At 60.7% G+C, this 22,176-nt stretch carries 16 protein-coding genes; 9 read left to right on the plus strand and 7 right to left on the minus strand.

Features of this window, described 5'->3' with window-relative positions; translation table 11 throughout:
• Positions 1 to 81: 81 nt before the first annotated feature.
• Together JIN84_RS02535 and JIN84_RS02540 are read right to left on the minus strand one after the other, a co-directional pair.
• A complete protein-coding gene (locus JIN84_RS02535) occupies positions 82 to 1,209 on the minus strand; it encodes a Gfo/Idh/MocA family protein (RefSeq protein WP_200349435.1) in 1,128 nt (375 codons plus the stop codon).
• A gap of 24 nt (positions 1,210 to 1,233) precedes the next feature.
• Positions 1,234 to 2,085, minus strand: coding sequence for a sugar phosphate isomerase/epimerase family protein (locus JIN84_RS02540; protein ID WP_200349436.1), 852 nt, complete (start codon positions 2,083 to 2,085; stop codon positions 1,234 to 1,236).
• A 129-nt stretch (positions 2,086 to 2,214) separates the two neighbouring features.
• On the opposite strand from JIN84_RS02540, the gene JIN84_RS02545 reads away from it, so the two are divergent.
• A complete protein-coding gene (locus tag JIN84_RS02545) occupies positions 2,215 to 2,589 on the plus strand; it encodes a hypothetical protein (RefSeq protein WP_200349437.1) in 375 nt (124 codons plus the stop codon).
• Positions 2,590 to 2,710: 121 nt separating this feature from the next.
• Here the strand turns inward: JIN84_RS02545 and JIN84_RS02550 are convergent, their stop codons facing one another.
• Positions 2,711 to 3,481, minus strand: a complete 771-nt coding sequence (locus JIN84_RS02550) for an AraC family transcriptional regulator (RefSeq protein WP_200349438.1) — start codon at positions 3,479 to 3,481, stop codon at positions 2,711 to 2,713.
• A gap of 120 nt (positions 3,482 to 3,601) precedes the next feature.
• Between JIN84_RS02550 and JIN84_RS02555 the strand changes: the two genes are divergently transcribed.
• The 3 genes from JIN84_RS02555 (at position 3,602) to JIN84_RS02565 (ending at position 10,562) form a co-directional block, all read left to right on the plus strand.
• Positions 3,602 to 7,072 carry a PVC-type heme-binding CxxCH protein gene (locus JIN84_RS02555; RefSeq protein WP_200349439.1) on the plus strand — a complete coding sequence of 1,157 codons (3,471 nt, stop codon included), beginning with the start codon at positions 3,602 to 3,604 and terminating at the stop codon, positions 7,070 to 7,072.
• A gap of 257 nt (positions 7,073 to 7,329) precedes the next feature.
• The gene (locus tag JIN84_RS02560) at positions 7,330 to 8,838 is read left to right on the plus strand and encodes a hypothetical protein (RefSeq protein WP_200349440.1); all 1,509 of its coding nucleotides are present in this window, start codon (positions 7,330 to 7,332) and stop codon (positions 8,836 to 8,838) included.
• 41 nt (positions 8,839 to 8,879) lie between these two features.
• Positions 8,880 to 10,562 (plus strand): hypothetical protein, encoded by a 1,683-nt coding sequence (locus JIN84_RS02565; protein WP_200349441.1) that lies wholly within the window; start codon positions 8,880 to 8,882, stop codon positions 10,560 to 10,562.
• Between the two features lie 72 nt (positions 10,563 to 10,634).
• On the opposite strand, the gene JIN84_RS02570 is transcribed toward JIN84_RS02565, so the two are convergent.
• From JIN84_RS02570 to JIN84_RS02585, 4 genes are all read right to left on the minus strand, one after another.
• Positions 10,635 to 12,005, minus strand: coding sequence for a DUF1552 domain-containing protein (locus JIN84_RS02570; protein WP_200349442.1), 1,371 nt, complete (start codon positions 12,003 to 12,005; stop codon positions 10,635 to 10,637).
• Between the two features lie 26 nt (positions 12,006 to 12,031).
• Entirely contained in the window at positions 12,032 to 14,362 is a 2,331-nt protein-coding gene (locus tag JIN84_RS02575) for a DUF1592 domain-containing protein (protein ID WP_200349443.1), read from the minus strand.
• 23 nt (positions 14,363 to 14,385) lie between these two features.
• Complete coding sequence (locus JIN84_RS02580; RefSeq protein WP_200349444.1) at positions 14,386 to 15,366, minus strand: alpha/beta hydrolase; 981 nt, start codon at positions 15,364 to 15,366, stop codon at positions 14,386 to 14,388.
• Between the two features lie 110 nt (positions 15,367 to 15,476).
• The gene (locus tag JIN84_RS02585) at positions 15,477 to 15,731 is read right to left on the minus strand and encodes a hypothetical protein (RefSeq protein ID WP_200349445.1); all 255 of its coding nucleotides are present in this window, start codon (positions 15,729 to 15,731) and stop codon (positions 15,477 to 15,479) included.
• Positions 15,732 to 16,035: 304 nt separating this feature from the next.
• Here JIN84_RS02585 and JIN84_RS02590 point away from each other — a divergent pair, with 304 nt between their 5' ends.
• The 5 genes from JIN84_RS02590 to JIN84_RS02610 all read left to right on the plus strand — a co-directional run bounded on the left by JIN84_RS02590 (position 16,036) and on the right by JIN84_RS02610 (position 22,119).
• Complete coding sequence (locus JIN84_RS02590) at positions 16,036 to 18,363, plus strand: beta-galactosidase (protein ID WP_200349446.1); 2,328 nt, start codon at positions 16,036 to 16,038, stop codon at positions 18,361 to 18,363.
• A 250-nt stretch (positions 18,364 to 18,613) separates the two neighbouring features.
• Positions 18,614 to 19,663, plus strand: a complete 1,050-nt coding sequence (locus tag JIN84_RS02595; RefSeq protein ID WP_200349447.1) for an NAD(P)-dependent alcohol dehydrogenase — start codon at positions 18,614 to 18,616, stop codon at positions 19,661 to 19,663.
• Between the two features lie 56 nt (positions 19,664 to 19,719).
• Entirely contained in the window at positions 19,720 to 20,094 is a 375-nt protein-coding gene (locus JIN84_RS02600) for a (2Fe-2S) ferredoxin domain-containing protein (RefSeq protein WP_200349448.1), read from the plus strand.
• A gap of 157 nt (positions 20,095 to 20,251) precedes the next feature.
• Positions 20,252 to 21,301 (plus strand): class I SAM-dependent methyltransferase, encoded by a 1,050-nt coding sequence (locus JIN84_RS02605; protein WP_200349449.1) that lies wholly within the window; start codon positions 20,252 to 20,254, stop codon positions 21,299 to 21,301.
• A gap of 104 nt (positions 21,302 to 21,405) precedes the next feature.
• The gene (locus JIN84_RS02610) at positions 21,406 to 22,119 is read left to right on the plus strand and encodes a pseudouridine synthase (RefSeq protein WP_200349450.1); all 714 of its coding nucleotides are present in this window, start codon (positions 21,406 to 21,408) and stop codon (positions 22,117 to 22,119) included.
• Positions 22,120 to 22,176: the final 57 nt, after the last annotated feature.

Genomic DNA, 22,176 nt, shown 5'->3' on the forward strand with positions numbered 1-22,176 from the left:
TTTGAGAGTAGGAGGCTTTCAAAAAAAGCCGCACCCCCGGAGGGATGCGGCTCTTACCATATTTACCCAGGAAAATGAAAATCAGCCGCGGTGCGTCCACTCGGGCAGACGGATGAGCTCGCCACCGTTGAGCGCGGACTCATGGGCGAGGATGCCCGTACAGGTGATGTTCGCGCTCTCGACGGCGTTCGGATAGGAATCCTCGCCGCTCTGGAGCATTTTGACGAACTGATGCACGAGGTGGGGGTGCGAGCCGCCGTGGCCGGCGCCTTGAGTGAAGGAGAGGTGGTCCTCGCCCGTATCGCCGCCATAGACGCCGCCCTTGGTGAAGAGCTGGATCTCCTCCGGCAGATATTTCGCGAAATCCGGAGTCTCGACTTCGGACGGGATTTCCGGCTCGGGCAGTTTCGCGGTGTGGATCACCAGCGGCTGGTGTTCGACCAACGGCCACTCGACGGACTTCTTGTCGCCGTATACCTCGATGGACTCGCGGTACTGGCGCGCCACGTCGAAGAGCGAACGGTAAACCTGTGCCGAGAGGTCGCTGTTCTTGAACTTGATGTGCGTGGTCTGCACGGCGAACGGCGAGCCGTAGCACGAGTGCATTTCCTCGCGGATGGTGCCGGAGCCGAAGCAGGAGACATACTCCGCCTCATCCCGCGTGAGGCCGAGCGCCGGTCCGACGCAATGGGTGGCGTAGTACATCGGCGGGAGACCCGGCCAGTAGCCCGGCCAGCCGTCCATGTCCTGCTGGTGGGAGGCCTTGATGAACTGGATTTTGCCCAGTTCGCCATTGTCGTAGAGCTCCTTCATGAAAAGGAACTCGCGTGCGTAAAGCACCGTTTCCATCATCATGTACTTGAGTCCCGTCTCCTTCACCAGATCCACGATCTTCTTGCAGTCCTCCACGCTGGTGGCCATCGGCACGGTGCAGGCAACGTGTTTCCCGGCCTTCAGCGCCTTGATGGATTGCTCCGCGTGGTCGGGGATCGGCGAATTGATGTGCACCGCGTGCACGTCCGGGTCCGCAAGCAGGTCATCGTAGGAAACGTAGCGCTTCCCGATGCCGTACTTGTCGCCCACCTCGTCCAGCTTGGACTGCGTGCGCTGGCAGATGGCATACATGTTCACGCCCTTGAGACGCTGGTAGATGGGGATGAACTCGGCTCCGAAGCCGAGGCCGACGATGGCGATGTTGATATCTGACATATTAAATCGAGTTAGGGTTTTGAATCAGGCGAAAAGTTGCCGGAGGAATGCGAGCCCGCGGGAGGCGAACTCGTCCTGGGTCGGAGTGAAACGTTTCCAGATGCACACCGCTCCGGCAAGGTCGCGGTTGTCCGGGGTGAATGACTCGATCACGACCGATCCACTGTAACCGATGTCGCGCAAGGCGTCACGGAAGGATGTCCAGGGGGTCAGGCCGGTGCCTGTCACTCCGCGGTGGTTCTCGCTCACCTGCACATGGATGAGATCCTTGCCGGCCGCGCGGATCGCGGCACCGATGTCGGACTCCTCGATGGTCATGTGGAAGGTGTCGATCATCACCTTCGCGGCCGGGTGGTCGATGTCGCGGATCATCCGCAGAGAATCGGCGGTGGTGTTCACCAGATCCGTCTCGAAGCGGTTGATCGGCTCCAGCGCGATCGACAGACCGCGTCCGCCCGCGTCGGCGGAAACTTTTTTCAATTCGGACACCGCGAGATCCCATTCACGCCTGCGCTCGTCCTCGGAAAGCTGCCGGGCTTTGCCGACTTCGGAATACATGGGTCCCGCGAGAAATCCCGCGCCAAGGTCCGCAGCGATGTCGAGGCAGGCGGAGATATAGCTCCTCGCCGATTCCCGCACGGAGGCATCGGAATGGGTAAGATCCCGTCCGGGGCCGAAAGCTCCGCAGACGTGGACCGCCAGGCCGAGATCCTCCAGCACCGGGCGCAGAGCCTTCGCATCCACCAGCGCCGGGTCTTCGATTGGCAATTCCACGGATTTGAAGCCAAGCGCGGCGATGTTTTCCAGCAACGCCACATCCGTCGAGCGGAACGGCGAAGTCCACAGCCACGTGCTGGCACCAAAGAGAAGAGACATGGAAAATAAGAGGGTTCGGATGAAAATTTCGCCCCGACGGGTTTGTCACAAGGCAGCCGGACCATAACGGATTCTCCCGCCGCCGCTTGTAGATTCGCGGCGGTCTTGTGTAAGATTCCGACGGCGGCCTTGCGCCAGACCCAAGAAGAGAAGACTCAAGAAACAGGAAGATGGTGGGCGACCGTAGACAAGAAAAGGCTCGCAGGGGGCGTTCCGCCTGTCAGCGTCTTCTGGAAAAATCTTATGAAACATCAAAATCTGGGTATCGGCCTCCTGAAAATAGGCTCATTTCTCTATGCGACCCGCTATATTGCCGCGGCATTGCTGATGGGGCCCCGGCAAAACATGGAACTCAACGACTGGGTATTTAATGAGGGCTATCGGCTTGTTGGCGGGGAACTGACCTTTTTCGCTTTTGCTTCCGTCTTGTGCGGAGTCGCCGTTTTGGCATACCCTTACGTCCGAGGCATTGTTCGGAAGCTTCAAAATGATTCGGAAAAATAACTCCGGCTATCGCCAAACCTGTTTCTACCACACGTGACGCCCTCCTCCGAGCAGGGATTCCCGGGTTGAATCCGCGCCAGCTCTTCCATTGATCACTGATCCCCGGCACTGATCACTTTCTTCACCTCACCTTCAGCACCTGCACCGGCACCTCCACCCGCCGCTCCAAGCGGTACTGGCTGGCGGTCTGTCCCATCTGCCTGCGGAACTGCCGGGCGAAATCGCTGTGATCGTAAAATCCGGCGTCCAGCGCGACCGTCGTCACCGGCAGGTTGGTCCGGACCAACAGGTCACATGCCTCGATCACCCGCATCCGGATCATGTATTCCTGAGGCGTCATCTGGAAGGTCGCACGGAATTTCCTCTCGAACTGCCGCACCGACATGTGCGCCATCTTTGCCAGGGCCGGCACATCCAGCTTCTCCCGGAAGTGGATTTTCAAGTGATCCGCCACGCTGGCCAGTTCGAGATAGGGCTGCATGGCCGCGCGCTGGGCTTCGTAGCTCCGCACGGTGCCGCACAGTCCGCAGATCTTCCCCGCCGTGTTCAACAGCGGCAGCTTGTCCGTGATGAACCACTCGGGCTTGCCCTCGCGGTTCGGGAACAGCTCGATGATCCCCAGCAACGGCTTCCCCGTGGAAAGCACCTGCTCGTCGTCCTTGCGGAATTTCTCCGCCATCCGGGGCGGAAAAATCACGCTGTCCGTGATGCCGATCAGCTCCTTCTCCAACGTGAAACCACAGCGTTTCACGAAGGCCGGATTCCCCGCCATCAATCTGCCCTCGCGGTCTTTCGCGAAAAACAAGGTGCCGGGCAGATGGTCGAACAAGTGCCGGAACTGTCCCGGCGGCAGTTGTTCCGTCCATTCCCTGCGCTGTTCCTCCGGAGTCATCTTGGCGGAATCCTACACAACAAACCCGCAATCCTACAAGCACCCTTGATTGAAATGGAGCACATTCACCCCACGTTTGTCAGGAAACCCATTTTCCCAAACCCTCGCATCGCCCACAGCATGAAAAAACTTCTACTGCTCCCTCTCGCCGTCCTGGCCGCCGCGATCGGCGTCTCACAGACGTCGAAGCAATCCGCCACCGTCGAGCCACGGCACGTCCAGATCCTCTTCCTCGGCGCTCCCACCGCGAACGGTCCCGCCCATGATCCCGTCGAGCGCTACCGCGTCTTGAAAAAAGCGCTGGGCACCGATGGCATCGCCCTCACCTACACCCAGGATCTCGCGGACCTGAACCGCACCACGCTCGATCAATACGACGGCCTCATGCTCTATGGAAACTGGAAGCAGAACGAGCCGATGGACCCGTCCCAGGAAAAGGCGCTCCTCTCTTATGTCGAGGATGGCCATGCGTTCCTGCCGATCCACTGTGCCTCCGCCTGCTTCGGCGGCTCGGAAGCTTTCGTGAAGCTCGTCGGCGGCCGTTTCAAATCCCACGAAACCGGTGTCTTCAAGACCACCATCGCCGCGCCGCAGCACCCCATCATGCGCGGTTACGAAGGGTTCGAGACATGGGACGAAACCTACGTCCACGACCGCCTCAATGACGACCGCACCGTTCTCCAGCTTCGTGAGAAAGAGCCCTGGACCTGGGTCCGCGACCAAGGAAAAGGCAAGGTTTTCTACACCGCCTACGGCCACGACATGCGCTGCTGGGACCAGCCCGAGTTTCATGAACTCCTCCGCCGCGCCATCCTTTGGAGCGTCGGTGGCGACGTCCGGGCGAAACTCACGGCGATGAAGCTTCCCACACTGGAACAGGAAAAGGTCATCCTCCCCGGCTACCGCGAGCGCAAGACCATCACCGAGGCACAGAAGCCCCTTTCCCCCGCGGATTCGTTGAAACTCGCACAGGTTCCCAACGGCTTCGACATCTCCCTCTTCGCCAGCGAGCCGGACATCGTCAACCCCATCCAGTTCGCATGGGACCACAAGGGCCGCGCCTACGTCATCGAGACCGTGGACTACCCGAACAACCTCCAGTCCGGCAATCTCGGCCATGACCGCATCCATATCTGCGAAGACACCAATGGCGACGGCAAAGCCGACAAGTTCACCCTCTTCGCCGACAAGCTTTCCATCCCGGCGTCCGCCGTCTTTGCGAACGGAGGCCTCATCGTGACGAATTGCTCGGAGATTCTCTTCCTCCAGGATACGGATGGCGATGACAAGGCGGACGTCCGCAAGGTCCTCTTCACCGGCTTCAACACCGGAGACACCCACGCCGGCGTGTCGAACCTCCGCTACGGCTTCGACAACTGGATCTACGCCACCATCGGCTACTCCGGTTTCAAGGGGACTGTCGGAGGAAAAGAGCATTCATTCTCCACCGGATTCTTCCGCTTCAAGCCTGACGGCAGCGCGCTCGAATTCCTGCAGAACACCACCAACAACACCTGGGGCCTCGGCTTCACCTCCGACTTCGACATCCTGGGCTCCACCGCGAACGGCAACCCTTCGTGGTATTACACTTTCGCCAAGGACCTCTACGCGAAGGCCGGACTGCCGCAGCCGAAGACTCCCAACGAAGATGGAAATCCCAAGTTTTTCCCCGCTTCCATGGACATCCGCCAGGTGGACCAGATGGACCGCTACACCGCCGCCGCGGGACACGCGTTCTATACTTCCGAGCGCTTCCCCGCCGAGTATCGCGAGCGTGTCGCCTTCGTGACCGAAGCCACCGGCAAACTTGTCGGCCAGTTCGACATCACCGCGAAAGGCGCCGGCTATGTTTCCAAACAACTCCCGAACAACCTCTACTCCAGCGCCGACGCATGGTCCGGTCCCGTAGCTGCGGAAACCGGACCGGACGGTGCCGTCTGGATCGCTGATTGGTACAACCTCATCATCCAGCACAACCCGACGCCGAACAAAAATTCCGCCGGTTTCGACGCCAAGAACGGCAAGGGCAATGCCTATGAATCCCCCATCCGGAACGATTCCTATGGCCGCATCCTCCGTGTCTACCCCACCGGATCGAAAAACGACGTCTACCCCAAACTGGACCCGAAAAACCTCGACTCCCTTCTCCCCGCGCTGAATCACCCGAACCAGTTCTGGCGCCTCACCGCCCAGCGGCTGATCGTCGAGTCCGGTTCTCAAACCGCCGCGGCGAAGCTCAAGGAAATCGTGAAGACCAACAGCTCCAGCCGTGCCGCGCTCCACGCCGTTTACGCGCTCCAGAGCCTCGGCGCGCTGGATACCGAAACCATCAAGACCGCGCTCGCCTCCACCAGCCGTGGCGTCCGCCGCGCGGGCATCCTCAACGCACCGAAGGACGGAACCCTCGCCGCCGCCTTCGAGGAAAAGGGAGCCATCGCCGCCCACGACCCTCGCGAACTGGCGGAAATCTTCGTCGCCCTTTCCCAGACCACCCCCTCTGAAAGCACTGGCAAGGCGCTCCGCGCCACCCTCGTCGCCCAGAAAGACGTGATCCTCGATGACGCCACCCTGAATGCCGCGTGGCAGGCCGCCGCCCGCAACCACGCCGCCGGAGTGCTCGCCGCCAACACCGCGGATCCCGCCACCGCCACCAAGAACGCGGCACCGGTGAACCTGCTCAAGGACCCCGGCTTCGAAGGCCCCGCCCTCGGCGTCTGGAGCCTCCGTCCCTACCGGGTGGACCGTCCCGGCACCGTAGAAATCAGCATCGCTCCGGGCGGGCGGAACGGCGGCACCGCCTTGAAAATCACCTCACCTTTCCCTGCGGACATCGGTGCAGGCGCGGACATCCCGGTCAAGCCGAACACCCGCTACCGGTTCGGCGGCTGGATCCGCACGGAAAACCTCGAGAACAAAGGCGGGCGGGGAGCGCTCTTCAACGTCCATGGCGGGGAGACCAGCCAGACCACCAGCGGAACATCCGACTGGAAGGAATTCAGCCTCGAGTTCAACAGCGGCAGCCAATCCCAGGTTCTTCTCCACTGCCTCTTCGGCGGCTACGGCGGCGGCACCGGCACCGCTTATTATGACGACCTCTACCTCGAAGCCCTCGGCGGCGGAGACATCAGCGGCTCCATCGACGCGGTCGCGAAATTCCACGCGGCGGCAGGCGCGCCGCCTGTCGCGGTGAAGGAGATCGTCCGCAAGAACAAGCCGGATCCAGCCGTGCACGAGCGTGGCCTCGCGGTTTACAACATGACCTGCATCGCCTGCCACGGTCCCGATGGCAAGGGCGTCGCCGGAGCATTTCCTCCACTCGACGGCTCTCCTTTCGTCACCGGCGATCCATCGGTTCCGGCCCGGGTCGTCATCCTCGGACTCCAAGGCCCTATCGAAGTCGCGGGCCAGAAATTCGAGAGCATCATGCCGCCGCTCACGGACCTCAAGGACGACCAGATCGCCGACGTGGTCACCTACGTCCGCCAGACCTGGAGCAACGACGCCCCCGCCGTGACAGCCGACACCGTGAAGCAGATCCGCGCCAAGTGGGGCAACCACGGCAAGATGCTCACCGCGCCGGAACTGAAGTAACAATCAAACCTGTTTCTCCTTCCCCAACCGCGTGTGGCATCCAAGCCGCACGCGGTTTTTTGCGCCTTGGACCGCGCGCGGCCCGCTGCCGCTTTCAACAAGCAGCTCGCTGCGAAGTCGCCCCAGAGAGATCCCCATCCCAACAAAGCAATGGCAACAAAGCGTCAGCGGGCTGCAACAGTCCAAGGGATTCCCACAGAATCCATTGCGCTTCCGCCCTCCTTCGGATAGTTGAGTGATCCAGGCGCATTCCCTTTGTGATAAAATCCCCACCCATTCTCCTCCTCGCGCTTTGTGTGACGGGCATCTCCTCCGGTCTCGTCGCCCGGCGGCTGACCCGACCTTTTCCTGCGACCTCCAGCACCGCCCTTCAGACAGAGGTCGACCCTTCGATTAAAACCGTTCCTGCGGTTGAGACACCCCTCCTCCGCTCATCCGAGACCGTCGAGACGCTAGCCGCCACCGCACCGCAGATGCTCTATTCCCGTCTTGCGCTTTGGCTGATCGATGCCGGAGAAGAAGACATCGCCGCGTTTTGGACGACTTACAAACAAGGCGCGCGGGACGAGAAAATCACCGACCTTGTCTTCCTCCACTGGACGCGGCATAATCCCCAGGCCGCCACCGCGGCCGTCGCCGGAACCTGGGAAGAATCATCCGCGTGGTGGTCATGGGCCTGCCACGATCCCCAGGCCGCCCTCGCCGCGGCCAAGGGAGATCAGATCGATTTCGTCGCCCGCGGGCTCGGCGAGTTCCGCCCGAAATGGCTGCGGCAGCATTTCGCGGAACTCCCCCACGAGGCCCGAGCCGCCGCCCTGCGGGGAATGAAGGAATGGCCCGATCCCGAGCATCCTTTGGAAACGTTCGGTTTTCTTGCCGCGAACGACAATCATCCATCACCCGCCATGATCCGGTCCCTCGCCCGACAAGATCCACTTTCCGCATTGGATTGGGCGAAAGATCAATCTTTGGACGACGATCCTTTTTCAGACAACCTGGAGGCCTGCCAGATTGTGATCGACACCCTCGCCAGCGATCGTCCGGAGGATCTCAAGCGATTCAGCGGGCAGACACCCTCGGGCGAAATGAAGCTGCGGATGGAAGCCGCTCTTTTTGGCAATCTCGTCAAATCCGATCCGGTCGCGGCCTTGGAGGAGGCACGATCCTCGCCAAGCCCGCGCATCGCGGCTGAGCGCTACGCGGCGCTCGGACAAAATGTCGTCCGAAGCGACTCCGAGCAGGCGTTCCAATTGGCGAAAGATCTTTTCTCGGCCTGCCCGGACGCATTTTACCCGACCACCACCATCGAGTTCCCCGGCGGCGGACAAAGGGTGCTCAACCATGATATCCGCGGCATCGAAGACTTCGCCGGATCATTGATGGAAAAAGATCCGGCCCGGTTCATGGACATGGTCCTCCGCCTCACTCCCGGTTCGGTGGACAGGGTGAATTTCTCCCATCTCACCCGGGAATGGTCGGAGCGGGATCTCGGCGGCTTCACGAACTGGCTGAACCAACAGACGGACGAAACCATCCGCAACGACGGTGCGGAACACATCTCGACCCAGCTGCTGGAAAATGGATTCTTCGAGGAAGCGATGGACTGGGAACTGAGCCGGCGGACCGACAACGAGGACAATCTGAAGTCCGCACTCGAGGAATGGATCAAGGCCGACCCGGAAGCCCCCGCCCGATGGCTCGAGTCCGCGGACCTCCCGGCCGAACGAAAGAAAAACATCCAGTCCTTCATCACACGCTTGCGATGAACCGCCCTTCTTCAGCTCCACTTTTTTTGCTCTTCCCGCTGATGGCTGTCATCGGCTGGAATCTCGGTGCGGATGAGGCAGGACCCAACGTGTCCGCCGGTGGCGGGATGTCATTCCATGATCGGCGGACAAGGGTAGCGCGGGACTCCATGGGAGAGTTCGCGCGACACCTCGCCCCCATCCGTGCCGCACGCACACCAGAGGATCGGATGCGGGCGACCATGAACCTCGCCAACACCCTGCCGGTTGACGGGTTCGCAGCCTGGATCGATGGGGGGCGTTTCAGTCCCCGCGATGGAATGGATCTCATGATTTTCACCAACCTCCTGAAGGAGCGCTGGCAGAACGAGGCCCCCGAGTCATTTTTCCTATGGGCGATGAAGCAAGACAATGGCGATGACGAAAAACTCCGCGCCACATGGGCCCGGTCGGAACCGGACCGCCTGCTCGCCCTCTTCGAGAAACACCATGACGACTCGCTGGAAATCCGGGTCCTGTCACAGATCGCCGAATTCCATCCCGATCTCGCCTTGCGCCGGTTTCAGGAAATGCTCGCCGCAGGCCTCTCTGGAGAAGGCAGCGAATACATCAGCGATTTGGTTGACCAGCTCTCCCGCTCCTCCCCCAACGCACTCGAGGCCGCTCTCGATTCCCTGCCCATGGACAGGGGCGTCCGATTCGAGGCGGAGTCCCATCTCATCGGACAAAAAATGCTCACCTCCTTCACCGATGAGATTGATAAGCTCAGGGAAAGACCTGATGGATTGAAGCTGCTCATTTCCATTCTGGGCCGTGACGATAATAACGCATCCCGCTCGCTTGGTTTGATCGACGAGTTGGGAGAATTCCCCGCGTCATGGCGCCGCGCCCTCGTCGAAAGCGGTCATTATTTCATGGGATCCCGCTCTGCGATGAAGTGGTTCGCGGCGGATCTCGAAGGCCACGGATTCGACGGCAAGGAAGCATCGAAAGTGCGGCTCTCCGCGCTTTATTTCATGCCCGCCGAAGACACGCTGCGACAAATGGCATCCATCGAACTGTCCACCGAGGACCGCAGGAACGTCCTCAGCAGGATATTCCGCAATCTCCGTGGTGGGAACGAAGACGAATACCATTCCATGTTGTCGATGGTGGCCAAGGACGAGGATCGGGATTTCATCAGCAAATCCTTTCAGACTCTGAAGGCCACGGTTCCGAACGCCCCCACGATCGAAACTCCCTCCGAATGGCTTGCCGCGTTCGAGAAAGATTCGGTAAGATTTGAAAATCACATCTGGGTGATCCGCCAGTGGGATTCGGAAAAACTCGATATCCTGACCCAACAGTTCGACAACCTCCCGTCGGAAAGGAAAATCAAGCTCGCGACCGCATTGGTGGTCAATGGCAGCTCTCCGCTGCGGGGCGATGCGACCGCCTATCTCATCGGGCAACCATGGGATGCGACACAACTCCGCGACGCCTACAGCTTCAACCAGTCCGAGGAGGCGACAAGCGAGGAACTGAAGGCCGAACTCGCTTCCGACTACGTATGCGGCATGGCGGAGCAAGATCCCGAAGGGGCTGGCAGGTGGATTTCCGCCCTCCCCAATGGTACACCCAAGCTCTGGGCGGTCCGAAACCTTCACACTCTTTGGAAAGAATACGATCCCGCCGCCGCGGATGGCTGGATGAAGTCACTTCCTATCGCGACGCAAAGCCAGGTGAAGTCGCTCGGGACAAGGTAGCATGTTTTCCGCCCCTTCAGGATATCCCCGGTGCGTGATCCCGAAGACCGCCTGAAAGCATCAAACCACTTGTCAGATTTTCTTCAGCACTCCCGTCGAATCACCGAAGCGTTTCTCCTTCACGCCGAATTCCTCCAGCATGCGGAGGTGCAGGTTCGACATCGGCACGTCTTCCCCAAGTTCGACATGGCGGCCCGGGGTGAACGCGCCGCCGCCATTGCCCGCGACGACGATGGGCAGGTCGTCGTGGTTGTGACGGTCGCCATCGGAAATGCAGCCACCGTAAACGATCATGGAATTGTGCAGCAGGGATTTTCCGTCCACATCCTTGGTGGTCTTCATCTTCTCCAGGAAGTAGGCGAACTGCTCCATGTAGAAGGCGTCGATCTTGGCGATCTTCGCAAGGTTGTCCGGGTTCTTCTGGTGGTGGGAGATGTTGTGATGGCCGTCGTTCACACCGATTTCCTGGAAGCTGCGGTTGCTGCCGTCGTGAGCCATCAGGAAGGTGGAAATACGGGTGGAGTCGGTTTTGAAAGCGAGCACCATCATGTCCATCATCAGCCGCAGGTGTTCCTTGTAGGAACCGGGGGTGGAGTCGGGAGCGGGCACGCCGGGATCGACAGGCAGGCCCATGGCCTCGGCTTTCTCGATCTGGCGCTCGATCTCCCTGACGCCGGTAAGGTATTCGTCCAGCTTGTGCCGGTCGCTGCGTCCCAGATAACGGTGCAGTGCCTTGGCGTCAGCTTCCACGAAATCGAGCACCGATTTTTTCGAGGCATAACGCTGGCCGAGATTCGCCGCTCGCTCTTTCGCGCTGCCGGAGCCGAAGAGCCGTTCAAAGACGGCGCGGGGATTTGACTCGGGAGTCATCGGCTGGTTTTCCGAACGCCAGGAAAGGTTGAACTGGTAGGCGCACGAGTAACCGGAATCGCACTGGCCGGCCTTCCTCACGCCATCCGCGGAGAGCTCCAGCGATGGCAGCCGGGTGGCGGTCTCGGCGGCCTTCGCGGCGATCTGGTCCACGGAAATCCCGAGATTGATGTCCGACCCCGCCGTCTTGCGGGCGCGGACGGAGGTGAGGAATGAGGCGACGCCGCGCGCGTGATCGCCCGGACCGTCACCACCGGCGGTGGCGTTTTTCTGTTCAAAGCCGGTGAAGATCTGGAAATCCGACCGGTGGGCCTCCATGGACTTGAAGGTCTCGCCCATCTTGTAGCTGGCGGTCGTGCCCTTGGGACGCCAGAGATCCACGTTCACGCCGTTCGGGATGTAGAGATAGCACATGCGCAGCGGAGCACCACTGGCGGTGGTGGCGATGGCGCGCTCCGCTCCCGCCGCGGCGAGCAACGGACGGAAGGATTCGAGGGCGGGCAATGCGACCGCCGCTCCGAGGCCGCGGAGGAAGCCGCGGCGGCCGGTGCCGATGAATGGATGGGAGCTCATGGTTTTTTCGGAGTTTCTGAGGTTTTTCAATCGTCGCCGCGGCGTTTTTGGAAGGGAGCGCTTTCGATGATGCCCTGCACGAGTTCGCGGAGGTTTCCCTTGTTGGCGTCCATGCGGGCGGTAAGCAGGTCGATGGTGGTGGAGTCGTAATACTCCACTCCGCGGCCGATGGCGTAGGTGAGGAGTTTCTCGGCGAGGCAACGGTAGAAGTCCTGTTTGCGTTGGGTCGCGAGGATTTCTTTCAACGCGGCGACATCGGCGAATTTCTCACCGGTGAGCAACTGGCCCGAAGCGTCAATGGACTTGCCGTGTTCCTGGGTGCGGAACTGGCCGAGCGCGTTGAAATTTTCCAATCCGAGTCCGATGGGGTCCATGCGGGCGTGGCAGCCGCGGCACTCGGGTTTCTTGCGGTGGATTTCCATCATCTCGCGCATCGTCGGGTGAGGATTCGCCGAATTCACCGCGGATTCCAATTCGGGAACTCCCGGCGGTGCGGGGGGCGCCGGCGTGCCCAGCAGGTTGTCCAAGACGAACAAGCCGCGCTTCACGGCGGAGGTCCGGGTGGGATTGGAAGTGACCATGAGGAAGGTGCCCTGCGCGAGGATACCGCCACGCTCGGGGTGCTCCGTCAGGTCCACCGGTTTGAAGTCCTCGCCCTTCACGCCATCGATTCCGTAGAAATTCGCGAGCCGTTCGTTGAGAAAGCTGTATCGGGCGGAAATGAGTTCCTCCGCAGGGCGTTTCTCGCGCAGGATGAACTCGAAGAGCATTTCCGTCTCGGTCTGCATGTCGGAGCGCAGGCGCGGATCGAAGGTTTTCGCGGCCTCCCGGTTGCTGGATTTCCCCAGAATGGTCTTCGCGCTCATGGCGACCGTTTCCACATCGCGCGCCTGCAGCCACTGGCCGATGAAATTCTTCACGAGGCGTTTCGAGCGCGGATCCTTGAGCATGCGGTCCACCTGCGCCGGGAGATTCGCCCGAAGCTTGTTGTTGAAGGCGAGGCTGAGCAACTCGTCGTCCGGCACGGATCCCCAGAGGAAGAAGGACAACCGCGCGGCGAGCGAGTATTCATCCAACTGGACGATCTTGGCCGGGTTGTTGGGCTCCGGCTGGAATTCGACGCGGAAGAGGAAACGCGGGGACGCGAGGCAGATGGCGATGGCTTGCTTGATGCCGTCCTGGAAGGTTTTTCCCGGTTCTTCGGTGACATCCCGCACGACCTTCGCGAGCCTGTCGATGGTAGGTTCGTCAAGCGGTTTGCGGAAGGCTCGGCTGACGAAGCTGCGCATGATCTTCCGTGCGTAGCGGTCCTTTCCGGAAACGGTGTCCGGCGGCGGTCCGTCCACGAAGATCATGCGGTAGCCTTTGGCAAGCTCCTGCTGCTCGCCGCTGAGCGGTCCCTGCACGATGACCCGCTGGACTTTGAAAAACAGTTCCTCCTCGCTCGGCAGCGGGCGGCGGGCGGGATTCAGGGCGATCTCGAGGGTCTGCTTGCCTTTTTTCAGCGCGGCTTTCCCGGTCAGTTCGATGACCCGGCGCTGGTCCCAGCCGAGCGAAACCTTGCCGACCTCGGCACCGGCCGCCGTGACCCGGAGCATGGCCTCATCCGTGGTCGCCTCGGTCGCACCGTGGACCGAATACTCGACCTTGATCTGGTAGTCGCCATCCCATTTGATTTCCTGGTCGAAGCTGACCTTCTGGGTTTTCGCGAAGGGCATCCAGCCGGAGTCCGCCCCGGCACCCTTGAATTCCTTGCCCGCGATGTCCACCCGCGGGACCTGCGCGGCGGCCCCGTCCGGCAATGCGAGCGCGACCACGCTGTCCGCCGCCGCGATGTATTTCTCCATCAGCAGCGGAGACATGGACAGCACGTCGCCGATGTTGTCGAATCCATAGCCCGTGTCGTCGGCGGGGAACTCCTCGCGGGTGTCGTATTCAACGCCCAACAAATCAAAGACCGCGTTCTGGTATTCCGTGCGGTTCAGGCGGCGGATGGTGACACGGCCGGGATCCGGATTCGCGGCATCCAGCTTGAAAACGTCTTTTTCGATCCACGCCAGCAGCTTCTTCTTCTCCTCCGTGGCGAGCTGGTCCTCGTCGGACGGCGGCATGATCTGGCTGCGGACATTCCGCCACACGGCGAGCCAGTGCTTGCGGTCGTCAAGGTGCTTGGGCAGGTCCTTGAAGTCATCCATGGAAAACTTGCCCTTGGCGGTGCCTTCTCCATGACAGCTGTAGCAGTAGTTTTCCAACAGGGGGACGATCTCCTTTTTATATGAATCGGAGGGATCGGCCGCCGCGAACGCACCGCCGGTGATGACGGCGCAGGTTGCGGCACGGAGGAATCGGGAAATCATCTGGGGGAAAAAATGGAGGAGTTTCACTTCGCCTGATAGCCGTGCCAGACCCATTCAAGCGCGTCGGGGAGTGTCTGGCGGGTGACCTTGCCATCGGTGTGGCCGGAGTTCTGCGAGAAGACGAACCGATAGGGGTAGCCCTTGTCCTTGAGTTCCTTCGCCATGAGCTTGTTCGCGCGGACCCAGTTGTGGAACGAGGTGTCGTCGCGGTCCCAGCCGTTGTCCTTGTCGCTGACGTGCAGCCAGATGCGGATGGGCTTCTTGGCGGCGCGCTTGATGAGGTTTTCGTGATACTCCCACGCGCCATGCGGAGTGCGGTTGTTTTCCGGCCACTGCTGGTTCACGAAGGTGCCGGAGTAGCTGACGACGCGGCGGTAGAGCTCCGGGTGGAACCATGCCATGGTGAAGGCGGCGGCGGCCCCGGAACTGAAGCCCATGGTCGCACGGGCTTCGGGGTCCGTGGTGAACTTAACCTTGAAGCGGCGGGTGACCTCCGGCAGCACTTCTTTTTCGATGAATTTGCAATAGGTGTCGTCCACCGTGTCATATTCCAAGCCGCGCTGGCTGCCTTTCGAATCGCCACCGCCGGAGTTGATGAAGATCGCGACCTGGGCGGGCACCCGCTTTTCGTCGATGAGATTGTCCAGCACCCGTGATGTGAGATCCCGGTAGCCGATACCGTCCTGCACCACGATGAACGGCATTTCCTGGCTCGGACGGAACTTCGCCGGGAGATAAACGGCGACCTGCCGCTTGTAGGGCACCTCGCCTTCCTGGCCTTTCGCGATGCCCTTGTAGATCTTGCTGTCCTTTGAATCCATCGTGAATTCGCGGATCTCCCCCCTGTCGACACGCTTCTGCTCCTTGGTCTCCGGTGCGTCGGTGTAGTCGGGGCCGACGGTGAGCTCGGATTGCTCGGGAAATTCCTTTTCCGCCGCGGGACAAATGGCGGTGAGCAGGGGGAAAATCACGGTACAACAGGCGATGCGGGGCAGGAACTTCATGAAAAATGGGATTTTGGAGTCAGAGCAATACTCAGGCTGATGAACCCCTCTGTCGGCCATCGCGTCAAGCCTCCGTTATGGGGATCTGTTTTGTCGGAAAAAAGAGTGGCTCAGCGGTCCGCCGAGTGGATGTCCAGAATCTTCACGTGCTGATCCGCATCGTCGATCCAATACATCAAGGCAAAATCTCCAATAATCGTTACGTGGAGGAGTCTCCCGATTTCATCGTAATCGGTGGCATCGGACGAACCAAGTGGATCTTCCCCAATCGAAGCAAACGTCGAGCGGATGCTTTTCCGAAATCGGGAGGGCAACCGCTCCACGAACTCCACCACATCCAGCGCGATGAGGAGTTTGTAGTTCATTCAGGAGGCTACCCGTTGGTCATATTCTTCGAGCGAAAGCCAATTCCCGGGATCAGAGTCGTCTATCTTTTTTGCGACGCTCGAACGATACTCCGCCAAGTCCTTATGCCTCAGCGTCACCAGAAATGCAGTGAGTTGACGCCTTTCATCTGATGAAAGGGTTTTGATTTCACTTCGGATCTCTTCAACACTCACGGTGCGATCCTAGACCCGCTGGCGATTTTTGCAATTTCCTTCTTCGGAGCACGATTCTCTCCCCATTTTGGCGGATTGCAATCTCGCCGGGATTTCCCAAACTTGCCGGATGCGCCCATGCCTCGCCCTCATTCTCACCGTGGCCTCACTCGCCGTTTCCGCCAATGCCGGCACCTTCGAAATCAAGGGCCGCGACTACCTCGTCGACGGCAAACCGCTCCAACTTCTCTCCGGCGAGATGCACTACCCGCGCATCCCGCGCGAGTATTGGCAGGACCGGCTGAAAAAGGCGAAGGCGATGGGTCTCAACACGATCTGCACCTATCTCTTCTGGAACGTTCATGAACCTCAGCCGGGGAAGTGGGATTTTTCCGGAAATGCGGATTTCGTGGAATTCATCAGGGCCTGTCAGGCGGAAGGTCTCTACGTTCTGGTCCGCCCGGGACCGTACGTTTGCACCGAGTGGGAATTCGGCGGCTACCCGGGCTGGATCGTGGCGGATCCCAAAACCGTCGTCCGCAGCACGGACCCGAAGTTCCTCAAACCCGCCATGGCGTACCTGGAAAAAGTTTCCGCCATGCTCAAGCCGCTTCAGATCGAGAACGGCGGCCCCGTGCTGATGATCCAGGTGGAGAACGAATACGGTTCCTACGGCGACGATCAAAAATTCCTCCAGGCTCACGTGGATGCCATCCGCAAGGGAGGCTTCACCGGCACCCTTTTCACCGCCGACCCGCCCCCGGCCCTGAAAAACGGCACGCTTCCGGGCATCACCGCGACGGTGAATTTCGGCGGAGACGCCCGGGACGCCTTCAAGAAATACGAGGAACTCCGGCCCGGCCAGGCCCGGATGATCGGGGAATTCTGGGTCGGATGGTTCGACCACTGGGGCGCGCCGCACGCCAGCACCGACGCAAAGTCCAAGGCCGCCGAGTTCGACTGGACGCTTTCCGAAGGCATCTCCGCGAACATCTACATGTTCCACGGCGGCACGAACTGGGGCTTTTACGCCGGAGCGAACTGGAACGGTGGGCGCTACGAACCGGACACCACCTCTTATGACTACTCCGCCCTGCTTGATGAGGCGGGCCGTCCGACGGACAAGTTTTTCGCGTTCAAGGAAGTCATTCAAAAACGCGTCCCCTCCGCCACCTTCGGTCCCATGCCGGAGCCGCAGCCGATCATTTCCATCCCGGAAATCAAGCTGACGGCGGCGGCCACTCTTTTCGATGCCCTGCCCGAGCCCGTCGTCAGCGAGCAACCCCAGACGATGGAAGCGCTCGGCCAGAACTTCGGCCACGTCCTTTACACAACGAAGGTGAAGGGTCCGTTCCGCGGCCAGTTCTCCGTGCCACTCGTCCGCGACCGCGCCATTCTTTTTGTCGATGGCAAGCGCCAAGGCGTGCCGCTGGACCGCCGGGTGAAACGGTTTTCCAGCGAGATCGAAATCCCCGCGGGCGAGCACACGCTCGGACTGCTGGTGGAAAACATGGGCCGCATCAATTTCTCCAAGGAGATGGTTGGCGAACGCAAGGGCCTCGTCGGCCCGGTGAAACTCGGTGACAAAACTCTGGCAGGCTGGAACCACTATTCCATCCCGCTCGATTCGGAATGGCTTGGAGAACAAAAATCCATCACCGGAGATCCCGCTGCCACGGGAAAACTCGCGGAGCCGGTCATCTACCGGGGGAGTTTCAACGTCGACCATCTCGGCGACACCTGGCTGGACATGTCGAAATACGGCAAGGGCATGGTCTGGGTGAACGGCCGCAACCTCGGCCGCTATTGGCAGGTCGGCGCGCAACAGGGACTCTTCCTGCCCGGCTGTTGGCTGAAGCAGGGCGGAAATGAAATCGTCGTTCTCGAAACCGATCTTTCCGAGGTTCCCCTCACCCTCAGCGGCGTGCCGAATCCCGTCTGGCAGCTCAATGTCGAGACCGCCCGCCTGTCCCGCAAGCCCGGCCAGGAATTGAAAACAGCCGGTCTCAAGCCCGCGCATGAAAGCGAATTCCCGCAAGGTACGACGTGGCAGGACGTGAAATTCTCCAAACCCGTCACGGGGCGCTACTTCGCCCTGGAGTCGCTGGACGCCCATGATGGGAAAAACTACGCAGCCATCACCGAGCTTCTCGTCACCGACAAGGACGGCAGGGACATCCCGCGCGAGCAGGTCCACGTGGACTACGCCGACAGCGAGGAACTCACCGGGGACGACGGAGCCGCCACCAACATCATCGACAACCAACCGACCACCTTCTGGCACACCGCCTGGAAAGGGTCAGGTCCCGCACATCCGCACCAGGTCGTGCTCGACCTCGGCAGCGTGCAGACCGTCACCGGCTTCCGCTACCTCCCCCGCCCCGGAAAGGGAGCGGAAGGCGGACGGATCAAGGGGTATCGGGTGTTTGTTTCGGAAGAGAAGTTTCCGGGGCTGTGAGGATGGGGTGGGAGATGTGGTGTGACGAACCGACGCGACGACTCTTCCCACGAACCGGCAGGGTACTGCCGTATTCGCAAACACACGGAATCCCTTCTTCATCCCGGAGGGGATTCCAGCCATTTGCACTGGTTCGAGCCAGGTGATGCCGACCCTGGCCTGACATCTGCCATCCCCTTCCAGGAACAAAGGAAATTGCTCTCATTTTAAGCATTCGCCTTCCCGAAAATCCCGGTTAGGATCGGGCACCATGACCCCAGCACTCGGATACGCCAGCACCTCTGCCATTTCCCGCCTCGCTCCTCTGAATTTCGAACGCCGTGACCCGAAGGCCACGGACGTCGCCATTGAAATCCTTTTCTGTGGTGTCTGCCACTCGGACCTCCACACGGTGCGCGACGAATGGGGCGGCTGCGTCTACCCCTGCATCCCCGGCCATGAAATCGTCGGGCGCGTGACGAAGGTCGGCGCGGACGTGACGAAGTTCAAGGTGGGCGACCTCGCCGCCGTCGGGTGCATGGTGGACTCCTGCCACGATTGTCCGGCCTGCAAGGAGGACCTGGAGCAATTCTGCCAGAACGGCGCGACCTTCACTTACAACAGCCCGGACAAACACACCCACGGCGTCACCTACGGCGGATACTCCGACAGCATCGTCGTCGACGAGTCCTTCACGCTCCGCGTTCCGGAGAATCTGGATCTGGCCGCCACCGCGCCGCTGCTTTGCGCGGGGATCACCACCTATTCCCCCATCAAGCGCTGGGGCATCAAGCCGGGCGACAAGGTCGGCGTCGTCGGCCTCGGCGGTCTCGGCCACATGGCGTTGAAATTCGCCCATGCCTTCGGTGCCAAGGTGGTTCTCTTCACCACCTCCCCCGGCAAGACGGAGGACGCGAAACGTCTCGGTGCGGACGAGGTGATCATTTCGAAAAACATCGATGAGATGAACGCCCACGCCGGGACCTTCGACTTCATCATCGACGCCGTCTCCGCCGAGCACGACATCAACATCTACCTCAATCTCCTCAAGCGCGATGGCACGCTCACCCTCGTGGGCGCTCCGGAAAAGCCGCTGCCGGTTTCCTCGTTCGGACTCATCTTCGGTCGGAAAATCCTCACCGGCTCGCTCATCGGAGGCATCGCCGAGACTCAGGAGATGCTAGATTTCTGCAGCGAGCACAACATCGTCTCCGACATCGAGCTCATCGACATCCAGGACGTCAACGAGGCTTACGAGCGCCTGCTGAAGAGCGACGTGAAATACCGCTTCGTGATCGACATGAAGTCGCTGAAAAAGTGAACGCTTCCATGGGTCGCGGCAGGGATGCCGCGACCCGTCAAAATCCCTTGAAGGACATGAACGATCTCCGGCGGTGCGCCGAATCCCTCGGCATCGGGAACATCCGGCGTCACATCTTCCTCTGCGCGGACCAGACGGAGGCGAAGTGCTGCGCGAAGGAGGATGGCCTTGTTTCCTGGGAGTTTTTGAAAAAACGCCTGAAGGAACTGGGACTGGCGGGTGGCGCGGAATCGCTGGTTTTCAGAACCAAGGCGAACTGCCTGCGCGCCTGCCTGCACGGTCCCATCGCCGTCGTTTATCCGGAGGGGGTGTGGTATCACTCCTGCACGCCGGAGGTGCTGGAACGCATCATCCAGCGGCACCTGATCGGCGGAGAAATCGTCAGCGAGTATGCCTTTGCGGAGAATCCGCTGGGGCAGCCAGGGAAATGATTTCCCCTCTGGTTTCGTTACGGCGACAGATGACACGTTTTCCAGATTCTCCGTGGCCGACGGAAAAGGCGGGCTCCGACAGTGGGTCCGCTTCTCCCGCTCCTGCCAATTTCGCTTTAGCCCCGAGGGGTTCCATGATGGATTCGAGCGCCAGTACATGACCGCCGCACTTGAAACACTGTTGCTCGCCTTTTCCTCCGGGGACGCGCCCGCCATCCCGCCACGGGCGCTCTTCATCGGGGCGGAGCCGCATCCGGCGCTGAAGGAATGGCCGGACATCACCGGATGGCAACCGCTCAAACCACTGGCCACCGCATGGGAAAAGGCCGGCTTCACACGTGCCGAAGATCCGCCTGAGGAAAAATTCCCCCTCGTCATGGTCCTGCCGGGCAAGTCACGGGACGAGACGCTGCTGTGGTTCGCCCATGCCCGCGACCGCCTGGCTCCGGGCGGCACGCTGTTGGTTTCGATGCCGAACACCGCAGGAGCGAGCCGTTTTGAAAAGGAACTCACCAAGGCCACCGGCGGCATCACCTCACTGCAGAAGCACAAATGCCGCGCCTTCCACGCCACGGAGGACGGCACCTGGGATGAAGCGGTTTTCAACGAATGGCGCGCTCTGTCCGAGCCTCGTGAGGTTTCCGGATTCACCGTCGTGCCCGGAATTTTCAGCAGCGACCACATCGATCCCGGTTCGCAGCTTCTGGCCGACCACCTCCCCGCCCACCTGCGGGGCAAGGTGGCGGATCTCGGCGCGGGCTGGGGATTTCTCTCGGATGCCGTCTTGAAACGTTGCCCGAAGATCGAGCGGCTGGATCTCTATGAGGCGGACGCCCGAGCTCTGGACTGCGCGCGCATCAACCTGTCCCACCATCGCGAGCCTGTGGCCAAGCTGAGTTCACCTCCCTGTCAGGCGGAGGAGGAAGAGAAAATCCATTTCCATTGGCACGATGTCACCATCGGCCTGCCGGACACCTATGATGTGATCATCATGAATCCTCCTTTCCACACCGGCCAGTCCACCGATGTCGATCTCGGCCGCGCGTTCCTCCGTACCGCCACCGCGTCGCTCAGGCGTGGAGGCAGGCTGCTCCTCGTCGCCAACCGCCAGCTCCCCTACGAAGCGGCCTTGGAGGTCAACGGTCTCGCCTGGCGCAAGATCGCCGAGGATAAAATCTACAAAATCCTGTTCGCGGAAAAGAGATAGGCTCAAGACGACAAGACATAAGACTTAAGAAAAGACCGCCACTCCGCTCTGCATCTCTTGTATCTTTCCATCTCAAGTCTTACGTCTTGCCGTCTTAAGTCTCTATGAAACTCGTCAAACTCCTCGCCAATCTCGGCTACGGCTCGCGCAAAGAAGTCCAGCGCCTCATCAAATCCGGTGCCGTCACCGACGATGAAGGGAACGCACTGGCGGAAAACGACCTGCCACCTCACGAGAGCATCCTCTTCCGTGGCGAGGAACTGGACCCGCCCGCGCCGCTGGTCATCATGCTGAACAAACCGGACGGCTACACATGCAGCAGCGACGACCCGGGCAGCACGATCTATGATCTGCTTCCCGAACGCTTCGCCCACCGCAACCCGGGCCTCAACCCCATCGGCCGGCTGGACAAAGACACCACCGGTTTCCTGCTGATGACGGATGACGGTAAATTGCTCCACAAGATCATCCACCCCAAGTCCGGTTGCTGGAAAGTCTATCACGTCACGCTCGACCGTCCGCTGGAGGGTCATGAGACGGACCTTTTCTCTTCCGGCACATTGATGCTCAACAGCGAGAGCAAACCGCTCCTGCCCGCCAAGCTCGAAGTGCTGGGCGACAAGGAAGCGCTCATCACCCTGCACGAGGGCCGCTACCACCAGGTCCGCCGGATGTTCGCCGCCGCGGGAAACCACGTGCTGGAACTCAAGCGCATCTCCATCGGAGGGCTGAAAATGCCGGATGATCTGGAAGAGGGCGACTGGCGGGCGCTTGATGCGGATGAATTGGCGGCCGTTTTCCCGGCAACGCGCAATTGACCGCTAATCGCGCAATTGACCGCTAATCCGGCGCAACCAGCCGTTAGCCGCCTCTCC

Source organism: Luteolibacter yonseiensis, from assembly GCF_016595465.1.
GTDB classification, from domain to species: Bacteria; Verrucomicrobiota; Verrucomicrobiia; order Verrucomicrobiales; family Akkermansiaceae; genus Luteolibacter; species Luteolibacter yonseiensis.